The sequence below is a fragment of the Nocardia barduliensis genome (assembly GCF_013315795.1).
Lineage (GTDB): Bacteria > Actinomycetota > Actinomycetes > Mycobacteriales > Mycobacteriaceae > Nocardia > Nocardia barduliensis.
Genome location: NZ_JABLTE010000026.1, coordinates 54,181 through 73,192, shown reverse-complemented (window position 1 = coordinate 73,192; position 19,012 = coordinate 54,181). Strand labels below are relative to the sequence as shown.

The window sequence follows — 19,012 nt, the reverse complement described above, 5'->3', positions numbered from 1 at the left end:
TGGCTATTCCCGGCCCGCCGACGTGAAGGCCAGGTCCGCAGGCGGGTCCGTCTCGACTTTGCCTTCGTACAGGGCGATCTTGTAGTCCAGCACGGCCAGGGTCTGACGAAGTTCATCGATCTTGGCGAGTACCTCGGCGCGGGTGTCCCGGAACATCGCCAGCCGCTGCGGGAACGTGGCGTCGCCGGCCCGCACCAGTTCGGCGTAGCGGACCATGTCCGCCACCGACATACCGGTCGTGCGCAGGCGGCCGATCAGCGCCAGCCATTCCAGATCCCGGTCGCTGAACCGGCGCTTGCCGGAGTGGTCCCGGCCGATGTAGTCCATCAGCCCGATCCGTTCGTACCAGCGCAGCGTGTCCCGGCTCAGCCCCGACCGCTCGGACACCTCGCCGATCGAATACCGCGGCAGTTCCCGGTCCTCGCGCACGCTCGCGGGAGACGCCGTTTCGTTCACGATCGCGCTGTGTTCTCGAACGCTCATTGCACTCGCCTTTCCCGTTGAACATCGACGACGCTAGTCACCTGGAGTGCACTCCAAGCAAGGGTTTGTGTTCGATTCTCCAGCGCCCCACCGCCGGGCGATTCCCGCGGCTGCGGATCGTGCGCTCAGCTGTAGGTGGGCAGCTGCTGGACCGCCCACTTGTTGCCGTCCGGATCGGCGAAGAAGGTGAAAAGACCCCAGCCCAGGTCGCGGACCGGCGTGGCATCGACACCCGCGGCGATCAACTGCTGATAGGCGTCCTCGGCGCTGGCGACCACCATCTGCATTCCTTCGACGCTGCCCGGCGCCGCCTCGGTGAGGCCCTCGCCCACACAGATGGAACAGCCGGAGCCGGGCGGGGTCAGCTGTACGAAGCGCAGGTTCTCGTTCACCCGGTGATCGTGATCGGCATGGAAACCGATCTTGGTGTAGAAGTCCTTGGCGCGGTCGACGTCGGTCACCGGGATGGCGACGAGTTCAATTTTCCAATCCATCCGGCGAGCATTCCACCGTGCGCCGACAAAGTCCCGGATTCCGGCCTACGCTGGGAACATGCCTGGAAAGGACATCGACCGGATCAGGGCCCGTTCGGCCTGGGCGGCGGTCAAGGAAAGCCCGGTGATCACCGCTGTCGCGATCGCGCCGTTCGCGCTGGCGCTCGGCGTGGTGTGGTGGCTGTTCGGCGGTCTCGCCGCGTTCGCGCTGCTGCTCGTCCTCGGCGGGGTCGTCGTGGTGGGCGGCAAGTTACTGCGCTGACCGCGCGTCCACCGCGTGCGGTCAGCGCGGAATATGGAAGTGCACCAGCTCGCCGGTTCCCGTGTCGACGTCCGCCCAGGGCCGGTCGAAACGCAGCACCGCGAGCGCCGAGGTCGGGAACTTCCGGCTGAGTTCGACGGCGGCCGTGCTGTTGCGATTACCGGCCAGCTCCCACGCCGTCCACGGCATGCCCGGGCTGTGCCCGATCACCAGCAGGGTCGCGATGTCGTCGTCGCTGAGCCGAACCAGCTCCATGAGCGTTTCCGGCGACGCCTCGTAGATCCCCGCTTCGAAGACGACCGGCGCGGTGACTCCGGTGGCGGTCAGCGTCTCACGGGTCCGCGTGGCGGTGGAACAGCGCACGGCGTCGATCGCGGGCTGAGTGTCGCGCAACCACCGGCCCGCGAGTCCGGCCTCGCGCCGCCCGCGCGGAGCCAGCGGTCGTTCGTGATCGTCGACACCCTCCGGATACGCCGACTTACCGTGCCGCATGAGGATCAGAGTCCGCGCCATGGGGATACGGTAAGGCCTCCGGCCGCGAGGTCTCGACCACACTCGAGGCAAACTGAAAGCGGCATCACATCACGGGCGGCCGCGGGCGATCCCTGTGGCAATCGTGACGGACGCCGCTCATCTGTCCACCACAACCCCATGGGTGGCCACGGCCCACGTACTTCTTCGAGGATCAGCACATATGGCCTACGTAATCACGCAGCGTTGTTGCAACGACGCCAGCTGCGTCTCCGAGTGCCCGGTCGACTGCATCCGTCCCACTCCGGATCAGCCGGAGTTCGCGACGACCGAGATGCTCTACATCGACCCCGACACCTGTATCGACTGCGGCGCCTGTGTCGACGCGTGCCCGGTGGAGGCCATCTTCTCCGAGGACGACCTGACGGCTTCGCTGGCACGGTTCCGCGACATCAATGCCGCCTACTTCCAACGGCATCCGCTGGAATCGAACTTCGACCCGATCGTCACGCCGGCGCGTCCGCCGAAGGAACTGGGCACGCTGCGCGTCGCGATCGTCGGCGCGGGTCCGGCGGCCTGCTACGCGGCCGATGAACTGCTGCGCAGGGCCGACGTGGAGATCGAGATGTTCGACCGGCTGCCCACGCCGTGGGGCCTGGTGCGGGCGGGCGTCGCGCCCGACCACCCCGGCACCAAGACGGTCTCGGGCATGTTCGAGTCCGCGTTCCGTCGCGAGACGTTGCAGTACTACCTGAACGTCGAAGTGGGCACGCACATCTCGCACGAGGAACTGCTGCGCCACCACCACGCGGTGATCTACGCGGTCGGCGCCTCGAGCGACCGGAGGATGGGCGTGCCGGGGGAGGACCTGCCGGGCAGCCACTCCGCCACCGAGTTCGTCGCCTGGTACAACGGCCACCCCGACTTCGCCGATCGGACCTTCGACCTGTCCGGCGAGCGGGCGGTGATCGTCGGCAACGGCAATGTCGCGCTGGACGTGGCGCGCGTGCTGACCGTCGACCCGGACGAACTCGCCAAGACCGACATCGCCGACCACGCGCTGGACGCCCTGCGGCAGAGCAATATTCGCGAAGTCGTCGTGCTCGGCAGGCGTGGTCCGCTCCAGGCGGCCTACACCTCGCCGGAATTCCTGGCGCTGGCGCACCTGAAGGGCGTCGACGTGATCGTGGACGAGACCGACCTGGAACTCGACCACGCCAGCCAGGCGATCGTGGACGACCCGCAGGTCGAGCCGTCGCTGGCGTTGAAGTACACCCTGGCCCAGGAGTACGCCGGTGGGCGGCGGGCGGAAGGCAACAAGCGGATCGTGTTCCGCTACCTCACTTCGCCCGCCGCGATCACCGGGGCCGAACGGGTCGAAGCCATCGAGATCGTGCACAACGAGCTGTTCGAGGAAGACGGTCAGCTCGTGGCTCGGCCGACCGATCGCACCGAGAGCATCGACACCTCGCTGGTGCTGCGGTCGATCGGCTACCGGGGCGAACGGGTCGGCGAGCTGCCGTTCGACGAGCGGCGCGGCGTCGTGCCGAACGAGCACGGCCGGGTCATCGGCGAGGACGGGACGATGCTGAGCGGCGTGTACGTCAGCGGATGGATCAAGCGGGGCCCGCGCGGCGTGATCGGTTCGAACCGGATCGACTCCGAGGAGACGGTGGAGCTGCTGCTCGCAGACTTCACCGCGGGCAAACTCGCCGCGCCGCAGGCCGACCGCGCCGCGCTGAGGGCACTGCTCGCCGAGCGTCAGGCCGACCTGGTCGACCGCGCGGGCTGGCGGGCGATCGACCAAGCGGAGAAGTCCGCGGGCAAGTCCGCGGGCCGCCCCAGGGTCAAGTTCACCACCAGGGAGGACTTGCTCAAAGCCGCCCGCGGCTGACGATCGGGACGCCGGTCGGATCCCCGAGATCCGATCGGCCCCAGGCCCGGACCGGCCACCGGATATGCCCAGAACTCGAGCGGCACTCTACGCAGGACCTGAACCCGAATCCCGCGCTACCGCACTGATCGGACTAGAAATTCGGAGCGGCGGGCTGGCCGGGTAACGGCATGATGCGGACTACCGTCGTGGTGGTTCCGCCGACCACGAACCACAGCCGCAGCACCGGCTGTCCGGTCCGGTCACCCGGCTCGTACCGGCTGCGCACGCTCACGTGCTGACGCGCCAGCACCGGCGCCACGTACTCGATCACCGCGCGGTGCGGCCCTGCGAGCAGCTTCGGATATTCGACCAGGAACTGTTCCACCGCCTGCCAGTAACAGGCGTTGTTGACGTGGTTGTACTGGTCGATGTCGGTGGCGCGCACCGGGAACGGCAGGTCGGTATCCGACTCCGGCGGCGTGGCGTCGGTCAGGTACGGCCGCCAGCGCAGGCGGTGCTCGCTGGAGGTGCGGGCGAGGTAGGCCAGGCCCTCGTCGCTGATTCGCGCGGGCATCCCGGTGGACTCGCTGATATTGATCCAGAAGCCCTCGGTTTCGATCAATCCGCCGTTTCCGCTGGTGATCCGCACACGCATGTTGGTCCACCGGGTGGACATCGCCGAGCACCACCGCAGCAGCTGCACCTCGTCCGGCCACAGAATCGGCCGGATGACATCGATGACCGTCCGGCGGATGATCCAGTTCGGGTCGGTCCGGTGGAAGAACGTCTTATGCAGGTTTTCCCAGGCGATATCTTGCAGGTAGCGGGCGATGGCATCGAACCGCAACCGGTCGTAGGGATCCACATCACCAGCCCGGACGGGCCACGCCGAAGCAAAGCCCATGCCCTCCTGGGGAAGCGGGGCGAGTGGCTGATCGAGTGACACTGGTGCTCCTCGCGCTGCACGGTGTGCCGCGTTTCTTCATGCGGTGCTGTTGTGACGACTTTACGGGGCGTACGTCACACCCTCGCGTCGAGCCGTCCCTACCTCCTTAATAGTCCGCCTGCCGGGACCTGGGCCAGCAAAAATGGGGGCTTCCGTCTGCCGCTACGGTATGGAGGCCCGGTACGCCCGCCGGCAGCGCCCGGTAGTGGCGGCGCCCAGGTGCAGGTCACCGCAGTGTGCGGGTTCAGTAACCCTGGTAGGCGCCGCCCGAGTTCACGGCGGCGACGCCCGGGACGTTGCCGAGCGACCCGTAGCGGTCGATCGAGTACCGCACTCCGGCGATGATGTTGTCGACCGGGTTCCATACGTCGTCGTGGCCGGGCGCCTTGTAGGCGTTGAACGTGCTGTCGATGGTCTGCATCAGGCCCTTCGACGGATGCCCGGCCACCCAGTTGCTGTCCCAGCGGTTCTCCGCGTACGGGTTGCCCGCGGACTCGTGCTGGATGATCAGCGCGATCGCTCGCTCGTCGATGTCCTCGGGTGCGTACCCCATCGCGATGAGCTTCTGCTTCGCTTCGGCGATCCATCGCGCCACGTCACCGCTCGGCAGCGGGCCGGTCGGCGCGGACGAACTGGGCCCACCGTGATACGGCGTGCCCGACGACGAGCCGGAGTCGGAGTTGTACCCCGACATCAGCTGACTCGGCCGCTCCGACGAGGGGCTCGCGACCGGGGTGCCCGATGTGCTCGCCGGCACGGTTGCCGCGGGCGCGGTGGGAGCCGCCGCCGGTACGTTCGCGCTCGGCTCACCGAGCCCGGCGAACGCCGCCTCCAATTTCGCGACCGCGCCCTCGACCTGGGTCTCGGCCTGATCGGCCACGTCCTCGGCGGTCTTGAGCGCGTTGGTGAGCTCCCACGTCCGCGAGGCCGCCTGCAGCGCTTCCTGGAAGATCAGCCCCTCCACGTCGGCCTTGTCCGCGTGCGCGCGCAGATGGTCGATCCGCGTCTTGGCATCCACGGTGCCGTTGGGCGCGACGTCGAAGGGCGGCGACTGGTTCAGCGCGTCGTCGCGCAAGCTCAGTACCTTGGCGCGGGCCTCGATCAGGTTCTGCACCTGGGCGGTCAGCGCGGTCTTCAGCTCGAGCAGGGCGGCGCTCACCGCGGAAGCGCGGGTCTTCTCGGTCTGCATCCGGGCGTTCGCGGCGTCGCCCGCCGAACCGGACCACATCTTCGCCTCGGCGAGGGCCAGGGTGTCGTCCGCGCCTTTGGCAACGGCGGTGTCGAGGCCTCGCGACATCTGTTCGGCGAGCCCGCCCGCCGCCGAAAGCTGCTCCGGCTGCCAGTTCGCGACATCGGGGATGGTGAGCGTCATGGCAGTTGGAGTCCGATAGCGCGCAGCTTCGCCGCGAAGTCGTCCTCGGCCAGCTCGTACTTGCCCGCCGCGTTGTGCAGGTTGTCCGCGATCGTGGTGAGCCGGGACCCGATCCGCTCCAGGCAGCGGTGCGCGGCGTCGTTCGCGCGCTGGGCCACCGGGCCGAAGTCGGTGCCGGGCAGTGCCCCGGCCACGGCGCCGAAAGCCTCGCCCGCGCCGAGGTCGGTGACCGAGGTGGCCTCGGTGCGCAGCGTCTGCGCGAAGGAGCGCAGCGCCGCCGGGTCGACCTGCATCGTCGTCGCAGGTACCGACTGGTTTTGCTCGACCATGAATCCCCCTTCCCTCCCGACCGTGAGGTCGCGGTCAGCATAGCAAAATCGGGTGGTGCCGATGGGCGTCGTCGAGCCGCGACCGTTATGTTGTCGGTGTGGCGTCGGCACGGATCATGCCGTCGCGAGGACAGAGAGGTCAGCACATGCGCGCAGCCCAGGTCAGCAAGCTGGAAGGACCGGAAGCGGTTCGGATCGTCGATATCCCGGAGCCCGCGGCTTTCCCGGGCGGCGTCGTGATCGACGTGCACGCCGCGGGCGTGGCCTTCCCGGACGTGCTGATGACGCGCGGCCTGTACCAGATGAAGCCCGAGCTGCCGTTCGTCGTCGGCGGCGAGGTCGCGGGCATCGTGCGGGAGGCCCCCGAGGACGCGCACGTGCGGCCCGGCGACCGGGTGATCGCATTGACCATGCTCGGCAACGCGCTGGCCGAGACGGCCGTGACGCCCACGCAGATGGTGTTCCGGCTCCCCGACAACGTCTCGCTGGAGGCCGGCGCGGGCATCCTGTTCAACGATCTGACGGTGCACTTCTGCCTGCGCACCCGCGGCAGGCTGGCCGAAGGCGAAACGGTCCTGGTGCACGGCGCCGCGGGCGGCATCGGCACCTCGACCCTGCGGATGGCGGCCGCGCTCGGCGCAGGCCGGGTGATCGCCGTGGTGAGCACCGAGGAGAAGGCCGAGGTGGCACGCGCCAACGGCGCCACCGACGTAGTGCTCACCGACGGCTGGCTCGCGGCGGTGAAGGAGCTGACCGGCGGTCGCGGCGTCGACATCGTGCTCGATCCGGTCGGCGGCGACCGTTTCACCGACAGCATTCGATCGCTCGCCTCGGCGGGCCGGTTGCTCGTCGTCGGTTTCACCGCGGGGGAGATCCCCACCGTCAAGGTCAACCGGTTGCTGCTGAAGAACGTCGAGGTGACCGGTGCGGCGTGGGGCGAATGGGTGATGTCGCACCCGGGCTACCTGCAGGAGCAGTGGGCCGAGGTGGAGCCGCTGCTGGCCTCCGGCAAGATCGCGCCGCCGCAGCCGGTGCTGTACCCGCTGGACAAGGCCGCCGAGGCGGTCGCATCGCTGGAGAACCGGACGGCTACCGGCAAAGTCGTGGTGACGCTGCGCTGACGCACACCGGCCCATCCGCGTCATGAAACTGTCCAATCGTGTCCTCAATCGGACCCTGCTGGCCCGCCAGCACCTGCTCGAGCGTTCGCGGCTGACCGCGCACCAGATGTGTGACCACCTCGTCGGGCTACAGGCGCAGGATTCGCCGCCGCCGTACGTCGGATTGTGGAGCCGCGTCGCGGCGTTCGACCCGGCGACGGTGTCGAACGCGCTGGAGGACCGTTCCCTGGTCCGGATCACCCTGATGCGCGGGACGATTCACCTGGTCACTCCGTCCGACGCGGTGCGGATCGCGCCGCACGTGCAGCCGGAGCTGGAGAAGGTGCCCTTCCGCAAGGGCTTCAACTACGGCGCCATGATCGGACTGGATCCGGAGCAGGTGCGCGGGCACGGCGAGGCCGTGCTCGGCGACGAGCCGATGTCCGCGGCGGACCTGCGCGCCCGCGCCGCCGAGCTGTACCCCGACCGCGACCCGGGCGCGGTGGTACAGACCTGGCTGTATCAACTGCCGGTTCTGCAGACGCCGCCGCGCGGGAAGTGGAAGGACAACAGCAGGCCGATCTGGTCGCGGGTCCAGCCGTGGCTGGGTGTGCCGCTGGACCCGACTTATCCCCTGGCAGAGCTGATTTTCCGGTATCTGCGCGCGTTCGGTCCAGCGAGCACGATGGACATGCAAACCTGGTCGAAGCTGCCCGGCATGAAGCAGGCCGTCGCGGAACTCGGCGATCGGGTGCGCATCTACACCGACGAGCGCGGCCGCACGCTCTACGACGTCGCCGACGGTGCGTTGGCCGATCCGGACGTCCCCGCTCCGGTGCGGCTGCTCGGCTGGTACGACAACGCCGTGTTGTCGCATCAGGACCGGACCCGGATCGTGCCCGACGGCACCGCTCCCGCCCTGCGCGCCTTCGCGGCACAGGTCTCTCCGGTGCTGGTCGACGGCTTCCTCGCGGGCCTGTACAAGGTGTTCACGGATGCGAAGCTCGCCCGGCTGCGCATCAGCCCCACCCGGAGTTGGACGAACGCGGAGCGCGCCGAGGTCGAAGCCGAGGCGCACGCTCTGCTCGCCTTCCTCGAGGCGGACAAGCAGGCGAGCGTGGAAATCCTCGACGTGCACGCCGACCTGCGCCCCTGACCCGGATCGGCTCAGGGTTCCCGGGCTGGACGATAGGCGGGCGCCTTGGTGGTCCCGGTCGGGCCGAGCGTGCGCAGTAGCGGCAGCGCCCGGCGCGCCACCACGGTGGACAGCACGATGACGCTGTGCGAGCGCGTGACGGAGGAGGTCCGGTCGATGCTCAGCAGCACGGCTTGCAGCCCGGCGTGCGAGTCGGCCCCGATCCGGCACAGCACGTCGCCGGTGCCGGTGGTGGCGTAGGCCTCCAGCACGCCGGGGATGGCGTCGAGTTCGGCCGCCACGGTGTCCAGCGCGCCCTGGGCGATCTCCAGCGTGACGAACGCCTGCACGTCGAACCCCGCCGCGGTGACATCGATCTGCGGGTCGTAGGAGGCGATCACGCCGGACTCCTCCATGCGCGCGATCCGCGACTGCACGGTGGCCCTGGCGACCTTGGCCCGGCGGGACAGTTCGAGGATGCCCGCCTTCTGGTACTCGTGCATCGCGGTGAGGATGGCGAGATCGAGTTCGTCGAGCTTCGCCGGTGTGCGCGCCATGACCGCCCTCCGTTCCAGCACTCGGACGGGCTCGCTGCCCGTCGCGTCGGTGCTATTCAAATTGTCCAGCATCACCGCACGGTTCCTAGCCGAATTCGCCACAGTGTCTATCGAGAATTGTCGCTGTTGCCTACTCCGCCGACTCGGCGATTTCCTTGGGACATGACCATCGAGCACCTGCCGGACGCACCGCCCGGCGCCGTTCCCAGCGACGGCGAACTGCGCACGCTCGTGGGGCTGGTGGACCACGACGACAGCGGTGACCCGTTCCCGGTCATCGGGTGGGACGCCCTGGTCTGGGTCGTGGGCAACGCCACCCAGACCGCGCACTTCCTGGAATCCGCCTTCGGGATGCGGTTGGAGGCGTACTCCGGCCCGGAGACCGGCAATCGCGACCACAAGGCGTTCGTCTTGCGCAGCGGCGCGGCGCGTTTCGTGGTCACCGGGGCGGTTGACCCGGACAGTCCGCTGGTCGCCCATCACGATCGGCACGGCGACGGTGTGGTCGACATCGCCCTCGAAGTGCCCGACGTCGACCGCTGTGTGGCGTGGGCGCGCGCCCACGGCGCCACCATTCTGGTCGAACCGCACGACGACACCGACGACTTCGGCACGGTGCGCTCGGCCGCCCTGGCCACCTACGGCGAGACCAGGCACACCTTGGTCGACCGATCCGGTTACCACGGGCCCTACCTGCCGGGCTATGTCGCCCGCCGCTCCGACTATCAGCGGCGCGACGGCGCGCCCACCCGGTTGTTCCAGGCCATCGACCATGTCGTCGGCAACGTCGAACTCGGGCAGATGGACGAGTGGGTCGAGTTCTACCGGCGGGTGATGGGCTTCACGAACATGGCCGAGTTCGTCGGCGACGACATCGCCACCGAGTACTCGGCCCTGATGAGCAAGGTCGTCGCCAACGGCAACCACCGGGTGAAGTTCCCGCTCAACGAACCAGCCGTAGGCAAGAAACGCTCCCAGATCGATGAGTACCTGGAGTTCTATCGCGGGCCCGGCGTCCAGCACATCGCGCTCGCCACCGGCGACATCCTCACCTGCGTGGACGCCTTGCGCCGGGAGGGAGTCGAGTTCCTGGAGACACCCGCCGCCTACTACGAGGACCCCGAGCTGCGCGCCCGCATCGGCCGGGTCCGCGTCCCGGTCGAAGAACTCCAGCGCCGTGGCATCCTGGTCGACCGGGACGAGGACGGCTACCTCTTGCAGATCTTCACCAGGCCGCTCACCGACCGCCCCACGGTGTTCTTCGAACTCATCGAACGCCACGGCTCCCTCGGTTTCGGCAAGGGCAATTTCAAGGCGCTGTTCCAGGCGATCGAACGTGAACAGGAGGCGCGGGGGAATTTGTGAGAGCCGTGCGGCCGGGTGTGTCCCGCCGCTACCGCGACCGAAGGGCGAGCTCGTTTCGGCGCCGCGACGCGCCGTGGTGGCTCGGGGGCCGGGCGATCTTGTCGAGCCGGTCCGGCTGCCGCGTCGGTAGAGTTCTCTGCATGCGGATCAAGTCGGCGGTCGTCATCGCGACCGCCTTGGTGCTCGCGCTGACGGCCTGCGGTTCGGGCGAGGAAACCGAGGACTCGGGTCCTTCGCGGCCCGTGCCCAAGGTGGTGGCGCTCGGCCCGTTCGTCGGGGAGTGCGGTCATGTCACCGACGAAGAGGTGCGCACTCTCGGTGGCCTCGGCCGGATCTCCGGGGTGTTCCGCAACGCTGTCGGATGCAACTGGCAGTCGGCCGGAATCAGTTCTCCCAGTATCACTTTCGCCTCCTATCGGGGTAGTCCCATCGAGCGTGAGCGGGCGTGGGTAACCGTCAACGGCCGCGCGCCCGATCCGATAACGGTGGCCGGGCGCGACGGGTTCGCCGCCTTGGACCCGAGTGGAACCATCTGCGATCTGGCGGTGCAGCTCGGTGACGACTTCTTCGAGTGGTCGACGAATATCGGACAGTTCGGCGCGGGGACCGGTAACCCGTGCGACCGCAGCCGCGCGCTCGCCGAGCTGACGCTGCAGCGGATTCAGTGAGGGGTGCGGTGTGAACGTCGGTCGAGACCTGTACAGGCGCGCGGCGGCCGCCGCCGTCGCCGCGGCGTTCGTGCTGGCCGGGGCCGGGTGCGGGCAGGTGGTCTCCGGAACCGCGCAGCCGGTCGGCGGAAGCGAGCCGGTCAACACCAGGCTGGACAAATTGCTGCGCGAATGCGAGATCCTCTCCGACGAGCAGATCGGCAAGGCGATCGGTGAGAGCGTCACGATCAGCGATGCGTTCTTCGGCGCGGTCTGCATGTGGGACCTGATCGGCGCGCCCGGCGGGAACGGCATGGCCACGCTGAACTGGTATGAGAACGGAACGCTGAGCAACGAGAAGCAGACGAACAACAAGCTCGGCTACGAGACCACCAATATCACCATTCAGAGTTCGCTCGCGCTGCAGATCCGCAGGCCGAACGACCGTGACTCCTGCGGTGTGACGGCGAGCGCCCCGGACAACGGGGTGATCGGGTGGTGGATCAACTACCGGCCCGGTTCGGCGCATCCCGATCCGTGCGACGCGGCCAAGAAGTTGATGGAAATGACCTTGAACCTGGCCAGGTAGACGCTTGCGGAACCCACCCGCTTTGACCCTGTGTCCCGGCCACGGGTATCGTGGACCGCTGTGCCCGGAAGCATACGGGCAAGTTCGTGCGTGACCGTAGGCCAGCGAGAGCGGCCGACGACTCCAGCGTGCCCGGAATTCGGGCTCCGCGCCGCGCGCGACACGCCCGACCTCGGGACGCGAGAAACGTGGCCGGACGTGCGAGTGAAAGCTCGATGACAGCGGCGTGAACGACGGGCCCGGAAGCGGAAGCTCGCCTTCCCCAAGGGCCCCGGGAACGCCGCGAACTTACAACAGACATGAAGTCCACACACCGCGTTAACTAATAAGGAAAGCCGGTCTATGCCAACCATCAACCAGCTGGTCCGCAAGGGTCGCCGCGACAAGGTCGCCAAGACGAAGACCGCGGCCCTGAAGGGGAGCCCGCAGCGTCGTGGCGTGTGCACCCGCGTGTACACCACGACCCCGAAGAAGCCGAACTCCGCGCTGCGCAAGGTCGCGCGTGTTCGCCTGACCAGCTCGGTCGAGGTCACGGCCTACATCCCCGGCGAGGGTCACAACCTGCAGGAGCACTCGATGGTGCTCGTGCGCGGCGGTCGTGTGAAGGACCTTCCGGGTGTTCGCTACAAGATCATCCGTGGCTCCCTCGACACCCAGGGTGTGAAGAACCGCAAGCAGGCCCGCAGCCGTTACGGCGCCAAGAAGGAGAAGAGCTGATATGCCACGCAAGGGCCCCGCACCCAAGCGTCCGCTGATCAACGATCCGGTCTACGGTTCGCCGCTGGTTACTCAGCTGGTCAACAAGATCCTGCTGGACGGTAAGAAGTCCACCGCCGAGCGCATCGTCTACGGTGCGCTGGAGCAGGCGCGCGATAAGACCGGCACCGACCCGGTCGTGACCCTCAAGCGCGCGCTGGACAACGTGAAGCCGTCGCTGGAGGTGAAGCCCCGCCGCGTCGGTGGCGCCACCTACCAGGTTCCGGTCGAGGTCCGTCCGGGCCGCGCCAACACCCTGGCCCTGCGCTGGCTGGTCAACTTCTCGCGTGCGCGCCGGGAGAAGACCATGGTCGAGCGCCTGGCCAACGAACTGCTCGACGCCAGCAACGGCCTCGGCGCCTCGGTCAAGCGCCGCGAGGACACCCACAAGATGGCCGAGTCCAACCGGGCTTTCGCGCACTACCGCTGGTGACGTCTGCCCGGCCCGTCGTCTGGGTCGGGAGGCACAGCCGGAACGCGGCACTCACCGGCCGCGTCCGGCGTTGACAACAGAGGCGACCACAGGGTCGTCCCCGATAATCCCAACTAGCTACGAGCGGGGAAGATTTCCGTGGCACAGGACGTGCTCACCGACCTGAACAAGGTCCGCAACATCGGCATCATGGCCCACATCGATGCGGGCAAGACGACCACAACTGAACGCATCCTCTTCTACACCGGCATTACGTACAAGATCGGTGAGGTCCACGACGGCGCCGCCACGATGGACTGGATGGAGCAGGAGCAGGAGCGTGGTATCACCATCACCTCCGCGGCTACCACGTGCTTCTGGAAAGACAACCAGATCAACATCATCGACACCCCCGGGCACGTCGACTTCACCGTGGAGGTGGAGCGGTCGCTGCGCGTGCTCGATGGCGCCGTCGCGGTGTTCGACGGCAAGGAAGGCGTCGAGCCGCAGTCCGAGCAGGTGTGGCGTCAGGCGGACAAGTACGACGTGCCGCGGATCTGCTTCGTCAACAAGATGGACAAGCTCGGTGCGGACTTCTACTTCACCGTGCAGACCATCAAGGACCGCCTCGGCGCCAAGCCGCTGGTCATCCAGCTGCCGATCGGCGCGGAGGACACCTTCGAGGGCATCATCGACCTGGTCGAGAACAACGCCAAGGTGTGGCGCGGCGAGACCAAGCTCGGTGAGCAGTACGAGGTCGTCGAGATCCCGGACGATCTGAAGGAGAAGGCCGAGCAGTACCGCCAGGAACTGCTGGAGACCGTCGCCGAGTCGGACGAGGCGCTGCTGGAGAAGTTCTTCGGCGGCGAAGAGCTGACCGTCGAGGAGATCAAGGGCGCCATCCGCAAGCTGACGGTGACCTCCGAGCTCTACCCCGTGCTGTGTGGCTCGGCGTTCAAGAACAAGGGCGTGCAGCCCATGCTGGACGCGGTCATCGACTACCTGCCCTCGCCGCTGGACGTGGAGGCCACCACCGGCCACGTGCCCGGCAAGGAAGAGGAACTGCTCACCCGCAAGCCGAGCGCCGAGGAGCCCTTCGCGGCCCTGGCGTTCAAGATCGCGGTGCACCCGTTCTTCGGCAAGCTGACCTACGTCCGCGTGTACTCCGGCAAGGTCGACTCCGGCGCCCAGGTCATCAACTCGACCAAGGGCAAGAAGGAGCGTCTGGGCAAGCTGTTCCAGATGCACTCCAACAAGGAGAACCCGGTCGGCGCCGCCTCGGCTGGTCACATCTACGCGGTCATCGGCCTGAAGGACACCACCACCGGTGACACCCTGTGCGATCCGCAGAACCAGATCGTGCTCGAGTCCATGACCTTCCCGGACCCGGTCATCGAGGTCTCCATCGAGCCGAAGACCAAGTCCGACCAGGAGAAGCTGGGCACCGCGATCCAGCGTCTCTCCGAAGAGGACCCGACCTTCTCGGTCAAGCTGGACGCCGAGACCGGCCAGACCGTCATCGGCGGTATGGGCGAGCTCCACCTCGACATCCTGGTCGACCGCATGAAGCGCGAGTTCAAGGTCGAGGCGAACGTCGGTAAGCCGCAGGTGGCCTACCGCGAGACGATCACCAAGCGGGTCGAGAAGCTCGAGTTCACGCACAAGAAGCAGACCGGTGGTTCCGGCCAGTTCGCGAAGGTGATCATCGGACTGGAGCCGTTCGTCGGCGAGGACGGCGCGCACTACGAGTTCGAGAACAAGGTCACCGGTGGCCGCGTGCCGAAGGAGTACATCCCTTCGGTGGACGCGGGCGCCCAGGACGCCATGCAGTACGGTGTGCTCGCCGGCTACCCGCTGGTGAACCTGAAGGTCACGCTGCTCGACGGCGCCTACCACGACGTCGACTCGTCGGAAATGGCGTTCAAGATCGCGGGCGCGCAAGCGCTCAAGGAAGCGGCTCGCAAGGCCGGTCCGGTGATCCTCGAGCCGATGATGGCGGTCGAGGTCACCACGCCCGAGGACTACATGGGCGATGTGATCGGCGACCTGAACTCCCGCCGTGGTCAGATCCAGGCCATGGAGGAACGCAGTGGTGCCCGTGTCGTCAAGGCGCTGGTTCCGCTCTCGGAGATGTTCGGTTACATCGGTGACCTGCGGTCGAAGACCCAGGGCCGGGCGAACTACTCCATGGTGTTCGACTCGTACGCGGAGGTCCCGGCCAACGTGTCGAAGGAGATCATCGCCAAGGCGACCGGCGAGTAATAGCTCCCGGGCGTTTGTAATCCCTTTCCCCGTGTCCGCGGGGATGACCCCCGCACTGCTGCAATTGCACGCACCAACAAGTCCAGGAGGACAACAAAGTGGCGAAGGCGAAGTTCGAGCGGACGAAGCCGCACGTCAACATCGGCACCATCGGTCACGTCGACCACGGCAAGACCACGCTGACCGCAGCGATCACCAAGGTGCTGGCTGACAAGTACCCGGATCTGAACGAGAGCTTCGCGTTCGATCAGATCGACAAGGCGCCGGAAGAGAAGGCTCGTGGTATCACGATCAACATCTCCCACGTCGAATACCAGACGGAGAAGCGCCACTACGCGCACGTCGACGCGCCGGGTCACGCCGACTACATCAAGAACATGATCACCGGTGCGGCGCAGATGGACGGCGCCATCCTCGTGGTCGCCGCCACCGACGGCCCGATGCCGCAGACCCGTGAGCACGTGCTGCTCGCCCGTCAGGTCGGCGTGCCCTACATCCTGGTCGCGCTGAACAAGGCCGACATGGTCGACGACGAGGAAATCCTCGAGCTCGTCGAGATGGAGGTCCGCGAGCTGCTGGCCTCGCAGGAGTTCGACGAGGACGCGCCGGTCGTGCGGGTCTCCGGCCTGAAGGCGCTCGAGGGCGACCCGAAGTGGTCGGAGTCGGTGCTGGAGCTGATGGCCGCGGTCGACGAGTCCATCCCGGACCCGGTTCGTGAGACCGACAAGCCGTTCCTGATGCCGGTCGAGGACGTGTTCACCATCACCGGTCGTGGCACCGTCGTCACCGGTCGCGTCGAGCGTGGCGTGATCAACGTGAACGAGGAAGTCGAGATCGTCGGTATCCGTCCGGACAAGACCAAGACCACGGTCACCGGTATCGAGATGTTCCGCAAGCTGCTCGACCAGGGCCAGGCGGGCGACAACGTCGGTCTGCTGGTTCGTGGTATCAAGCGTGAGGACGTGGAGCGCGGCCAGGTCGTCGTGAAGCCGGGCACCACCACCCCGCACACCGAGTTCGAGGGCCAGGCGTACATCCTGTCGAAGGACGAGGGCGGCCGCCACACCCCGTTCTTCAACAACTACCGTCCGCAGTTCTACTTCCGTACGACTGACGTGACGGGCGTTGTGACCCTGCCCGAGGGCACCGAGATGGTCATGCCCGGTGACAACACCGAGATGCTCGTCAAGCTGATCCAGCCGGTCGCCATGGACGAGGGTCTGCGCTTCGCGATCCGCGAGGGTGGCCGCACCGTCGGCGCCGGTCGTGTCACGAAGATCATCAAGTGATTCGCTGAATCGCTGGTAACGGCGCCGCTCCTCCGGGAGCGGCGCCGTTCCCGTTTCTGGATCGGGTGCGCCGGCTCAGCAGGCGTAAGCGCGGCCGACGGCTGGCTCGCGCTCGGACTCCGGGAGTTCGCGCAGGCAGCCGAGCGGAACGACGCCTTCGCTGCTCAATTGCACGCCCGTGCGCTGGGTGGGATTCACGCAGCTGAGGCCGGTTGTCGCGAGGCGGCAGAGGTAGTCGCCGAAGGCGACGGTGCTGTCGTACGGCAACGTCTGGCCCTCGCCGTTGATGAACAGCCCCGGGTCGCCGCGGAATTGGCCCACCGTCAGCCGCTGCCCGGAGTAGGTCACGTAGCCGCCGAACCACTGGCCGTAGCCCTCACCCGGCGCAGGCACCGGTTCGCGCAACTCGACCATGCAGTCGAACCCGTCGAAATCGAATTCGACACCGGTGATGCAGCTGATCTTGCGGGTCGGGCTGACGAACGCGATATCGGCCGCCAGATCGGTCACCGGGCCGCCGGCGACCTGCGCCGAGTGGAACCGAGCGAGATCGACGGGCGAACCTTGCCGAACCCATTCGATCCGATCCCGCAGGTCCCCTTCCTTCTCCGGCGCACCTGTCTGCGACGGCCCCGTCCCCACCTGCGACGAGCCCGCCACCGGCTCCGGCTTCCCCGACGTGACCTGCGCGCATCCAGCCAATAGGAGCACCGAACCTACCGCAACCAGCCACCGCATACTGCTCACAGTATCCCTGCGCGGCAACATCATTCACCTCACGACTGGATATCGCGTATCTGTGCTCCGCTGTGCGCAGACGCTATGGAGTGGGGGAGTTCGCGGTGGTGACCAGAAGGCGGTGCAGCACCTGCGCGGGCGGCGCGGCTTGCACGCCGTTGAGGATCACGTCGGTGAACGCCTCGGCCAGAGCGGCGGCGGGATGGAACCGTCCGCGGTCGAAGCTGCGGCCACCCAGCTGTGCTCGCCATTCCTGGAAGCCGGACACCGTGCGATTCAGCGATCCCTTGTCCTCGGGGCTCAGCTGAGGCAGGTACGCCGTGAGCAGCGCCCGCTGCGCGCCGGCGCGTGCGCGGAAACCGCCTGCTCGGTCGAGCGCCCTGCCGAGTTCCCGCACGATCGCCGAATACACGGGCCGCCGTGCGCATCCCGGTGCGACAAGGCCTGCGTTGTCGGCCGCGGTCACGGACTGCTCGAACCGATTCGGGTCGGTCGCGACGGATAGCGCCAGCACGACACGCGCGGTGGACAGCGCCTGGTCGGCCGCGCCCTCGGCGTCGAAGAAATCGCTCGATTCACCAGGTGACGCCGAATCCCATTCCAGTCGAGCCGTTTCGCCGTCCGTCAGTTCCTCGATCCCGATGGCGCGCAGGGCGATCCGCGGGTATCGCGGCAGCACGTCGTCCACCGCGGCGACGATCTCGGTCAATACCTCCACCGCGATGTCGGGAGTGTCGAAGCCGAACGCACGCACACCGTGGCGCTCGGCGAGTTCCCGGGCGAGGCGGGCCGCGACCGACTCGGCGGAGGCGTCCACCTTCCGGTTCGGCTTCTCATCTTTCTGGTCCGGTCGTGCGGGCGGTCGTCCTGGCATGCGCGGCGGCGAACCGGGCGTGTTCGCGTCCGGTGCGGAGACCTTCGGCGGACGACCTGCGGTGGGTCTGGTCCAGGGCGTACTCGGCGCAGCGGCGGTGGGTTGCTTCGCCGCGCCGGTTGTTTGCTTCGTCGCGGCGGATTGATTCGCGGCGGCAGCGGCCTTCGCCCATGGTGAAGGCGGCAGAGTGCCCGGCGCGGGACGGGTGCGTGCGGGGTCCGCTTGACGAGGTGGGTGCGCGCCGGGGCCGGGCAAGCTCGGCTGCTCGGTGTCCCGGCCGGGCGGATTGTTCTCTGGCCGGCTCGGCTGCTGTTCTGGAGCGGACCCGTTCGCGGGTGTGCCCGGGGTCTGGGCGGGGGCGCTCTGCGAATCAGGTGACCAGTGGTCCGGTGGTGCGGTGGTAACAGTTCGCTGGGCCGGGTGTGTCGCCGCGGTGGGTAGCGGATGTTCCGCGGATGGCTGCGCGAGGGTGGGTGTGTCCATGGCGCTGGGGCCGAGCCGGTGTGTGAGCGTGGCGTTGTCCGCCACCGGAAGCAAGGGGGAACCATTCTGAAGCGCGTTGCCGGAATCGCGAATCCGCTGCCCGACGGCCCGATCCTGGTTCTCGAAGTTCTCCGCCAGGTGGCGCAGATCGGTGCCGGCCTGCTGGAGCACCTCGACGAGGCTGTTCAAGTCGGCCATCGTCCTCTTGTGTTCCGGGACGTAATATTCGGCGAACGCGCGCCCGGCATCGTCGTCGCCCCACGGCGCGCCTTCGCTTGCCAACGTTGTCCGCAGTCGCTGTACGGTCGCTGCCACCTCCGAGCCGATCTGGTCGAACGCCGGAGCCTGGGCCCGTAGGCGATCCAGATCTGCCGAGAACTGCTCGACCACAACTTCTCCCTACCTCCCGAGCTCTCTATTGTCGACCCGGCGAGCGCACCGCCTTCCCGAGGTTGACAACACTATTCCCAATGTTGGGGATGTAACACCCGCTGGTTCTGTCTACATTGGCGCTCAGGCTGCTAGAAGGTGCCGGGAGGCAGTCGGCTATGGATGCGCTGCTGGCCGAGGTG

20 protein-coding genes are annotated in these 19,012 nt (G+C 67.6%); 11 read left to right on the top strand and 9 right to left on the bottom strand.

Features of this window, described 5'->3' with window-relative positions; translation table 11 throughout:
• Positions 1–3 precede the first annotated feature (3 nt).
• Complete coding sequence (locus tag HOV91_RS13945; protein WP_174185802.1) at positions 4–483, bottom strand: MerR family transcriptional regulator; 480 nt, start codon at positions 481–483, stop codon at positions 4–6.
• A 125-nt stretch (positions 484–608) separates the two neighbouring features.
• Positions 609–977 (bottom strand): VOC family protein, encoded by a 369-nt coding sequence (locus tag HOV91_RS13940; RefSeq protein ID WP_174185801.1) that lies wholly within the window; start codon positions 975–977, stop codon positions 609–611.
• A 58-nt stretch (positions 978–1,035) separates the two neighbouring features.
• Here HOV91_RS13940 and HOV91_RS13935 point away from each other — a divergent pair, with 58 nt between their 5' ends.
• Positions 1,036–1,239, top strand: coding sequence for a hypothetical protein (locus tag HOV91_RS13935; RefSeq protein ID WP_174185800.1), 204 nt, complete (start codon positions 1,036–1,038; stop codon positions 1,237–1,239).
• A 21-nt stretch (positions 1,240–1,260) separates the two neighbouring features.
• On the opposite strand, the gene HOV91_RS13930 is transcribed toward HOV91_RS13935, so the two are convergent.
• Positions 1,261–1,752, bottom strand: a complete 492-nt coding sequence (locus HOV91_RS13930; RefSeq protein WP_174185799.1) for a SixA phosphatase family protein — start codon at positions 1,750–1,752, stop codon at positions 1,261–1,263.
• Between the two features lie 181 nt (positions 1,753–1,933).
• On the opposite strand from HOV91_RS13930, the gene HOV91_RS13925 reads away from it, so the two are divergent.
• A complete protein-coding gene (locus HOV91_RS13925) occupies positions 1,934–3,604 on the top strand; it encodes an FAD-dependent oxidoreductase (protein WP_174185798.1) in 1,671 nt (556 codons plus the stop codon).
• A gap of 133 nt (positions 3,605–3,737) precedes the next feature.
• Here the strand turns inward: HOV91_RS13925 and HOV91_RS13920 are convergent, their stop codons facing one another.
• From HOV91_RS13920 to HOV91_RS13910, 3 genes are all read right to left on the bottom strand, one after another.
• The gene (locus HOV91_RS13920; RefSeq protein WP_312884603.1) at positions 3,738–4,532 is read right to left on the bottom strand and encodes an acyl-[acyl-carrier-protein] thioesterase; all 795 of its coding nucleotides are present in this window, start codon (positions 4,530–4,532) and stop codon (positions 3,738–3,740) included.
• 244 nt (positions 4,533–4,776) lie between these two features.
• Positions 4,777–5,904 carry a transglycosylase SLT domain-containing protein gene (locus tag HOV91_RS13915; protein WP_174185797.1) on the bottom strand — a complete coding sequence of 376 codons (1,128 nt, stop codon included), beginning with the start codon at positions 5,902–5,904 and terminating at the stop codon, positions 4,777–4,779.
• Positions 5,901–6,233 (bottom strand): type VII secretion target, encoded by a 333-nt coding sequence (locus HOV91_RS13910; RefSeq protein WP_174185796.1) that lies wholly within the window; start codon positions 6,231–6,233, stop codon positions 5,901–5,903. The genes HOV91_RS13915 and HOV91_RS13910 overlap by 4 nt, the downstream gene beginning before the upstream one ends.
• Before the next feature lie 146 nt (positions 6,234–6,379).
• On the opposite strand from HOV91_RS13910, the gene HOV91_RS13905 reads away from it, so the two are divergent.
• Together HOV91_RS13905 and HOV91_RS13900 are read left to right on the top strand one after the other, a co-directional pair.
• Positions 6,380–7,354 carry an NADPH:quinone oxidoreductase family protein gene (locus tag HOV91_RS13905; RefSeq protein ID WP_174185795.1) on the top strand — a complete coding sequence of 325 codons (975 nt, stop codon included), beginning with the start codon at positions 6,380–6,382 and terminating at the stop codon, positions 7,352–7,354.
• A 22-nt stretch (positions 7,355–7,376) separates the two neighbouring features.
• The gene (locus HOV91_RS13900; protein WP_174185794.1) at positions 7,377–8,489 is read left to right on the top strand and encodes a winged helix DNA-binding domain-containing protein; all 1,113 of its coding nucleotides are present in this window, start codon (positions 7,377–7,379) and stop codon (positions 8,487–8,489) included.
• 11 nt (positions 8,490–8,500) lie between these two features.
• On the opposite strand, the gene HOV91_RS13895 is transcribed toward HOV91_RS13900, so the two are convergent.
• A complete protein-coding gene (locus tag HOV91_RS13895; RefSeq protein ID WP_174185816.1) occupies positions 8,501–9,025 on the bottom strand; it encodes an Lrp/AsnC family transcriptional regulator in 525 nt (174 codons plus the stop codon).
• 162 nt (positions 9,026–9,187) lie between these two features.
• Here HOV91_RS13895 and hppD point away from each other — a divergent pair, with 162 nt between their 5' ends.
• The 7 genes from hppD (at position 9,188) to tuf (ending at position 16,345) form a co-directional block, all read left to right on the top strand.
• The gene (hppD, locus tag HOV91_RS13890; RefSeq protein ID WP_174185793.1) at positions 9,188–10,390 is read left to right on the top strand and encodes a 4-hydroxyphenylpyruvate dioxygenase; all 1,203 of its coding nucleotides are present in this window, start codon (positions 9,188–9,190) and stop codon (positions 10,388–10,390) included.
• Positions 10,391–10,530: 140 nt separating this feature from the next.
• Entirely contained in the window at positions 10,531–11,058 is a 528-nt protein-coding gene (locus HOV91_RS13885) for a DUF3558 domain-containing protein (RefSeq protein ID WP_174185792.1), read from the top strand.
• A 10-nt stretch (positions 11,059–11,068) separates the two neighbouring features.
• Positions 11,069–11,626: a DUF3558 domain-containing protein gene (locus HOV91_RS13880; protein ID WP_312884602.1), complete on the top strand. Its 558-nt coding sequence runs from the start codon at positions 11,069–11,071 to the stop codon at positions 11,624–11,626.
• Positions 11,627–11,968: 342 nt separating this feature from the next.
• On the top strand, positions 11,969–12,343 hold the full coding sequence (gene rpsL, locus HOV91_RS13875; protein WP_039801925.1) for a 30S ribosomal protein S12: 375 nt from the start codon (positions 11,969–11,971) through the stop codon (positions 12,341–12,343).
• A gap of 1 nt (position 12,344) precedes the next feature.
• Entirely contained in the window at positions 12,345–12,815 is a 471-nt protein-coding gene (gene rpsG, locus HOV91_RS13870) for a 30S ribosomal protein S7 (protein ID WP_014988439.1), read from the top strand.
• Between the two features lie 138 nt (positions 12,816–12,953).
• A complete protein-coding gene (gene fusA / locus HOV91_RS13865; protein ID WP_174185791.1) occupies positions 12,954–15,056 on the top strand; it encodes an elongation factor G in 2,103 nt (700 codons plus the stop codon).
• A 98-nt stretch (positions 15,057–15,154) separates the two neighbouring features.
• Positions 15,155–16,345 (top strand): elongation factor Tu, encoded by a 1,191-nt coding sequence (gene tuf, locus HOV91_RS13860; RefSeq protein ID WP_043698828.1) that lies wholly within the window; start codon positions 15,155–15,157, stop codon positions 16,343–16,345.
• Between the two features lie 75 nt (positions 16,346–16,420).
• Here the strand turns inward: tuf and HOV91_RS13855 are convergent, their stop codons facing one another.
• Positions 16,421–17,083, bottom strand: coding sequence for a hypothetical protein (locus HOV91_RS13855; protein WP_174185790.1), 663 nt, complete (start codon positions 17,081–17,083; stop codon positions 16,421–16,423).
• 82 nt (positions 17,084–17,165) lie between these two features.
• Positions 17,166–18,830, bottom strand: a complete 1,665-nt coding sequence (locus HOV91_RS13850; RefSeq protein WP_174185789.1) for a WXG100 family type VII secretion target — start codon at positions 18,828–18,830, stop codon at positions 17,166–17,168.
• Between the last annotated feature and the right edge of the window lie 182 nt (positions 18,831–19,012).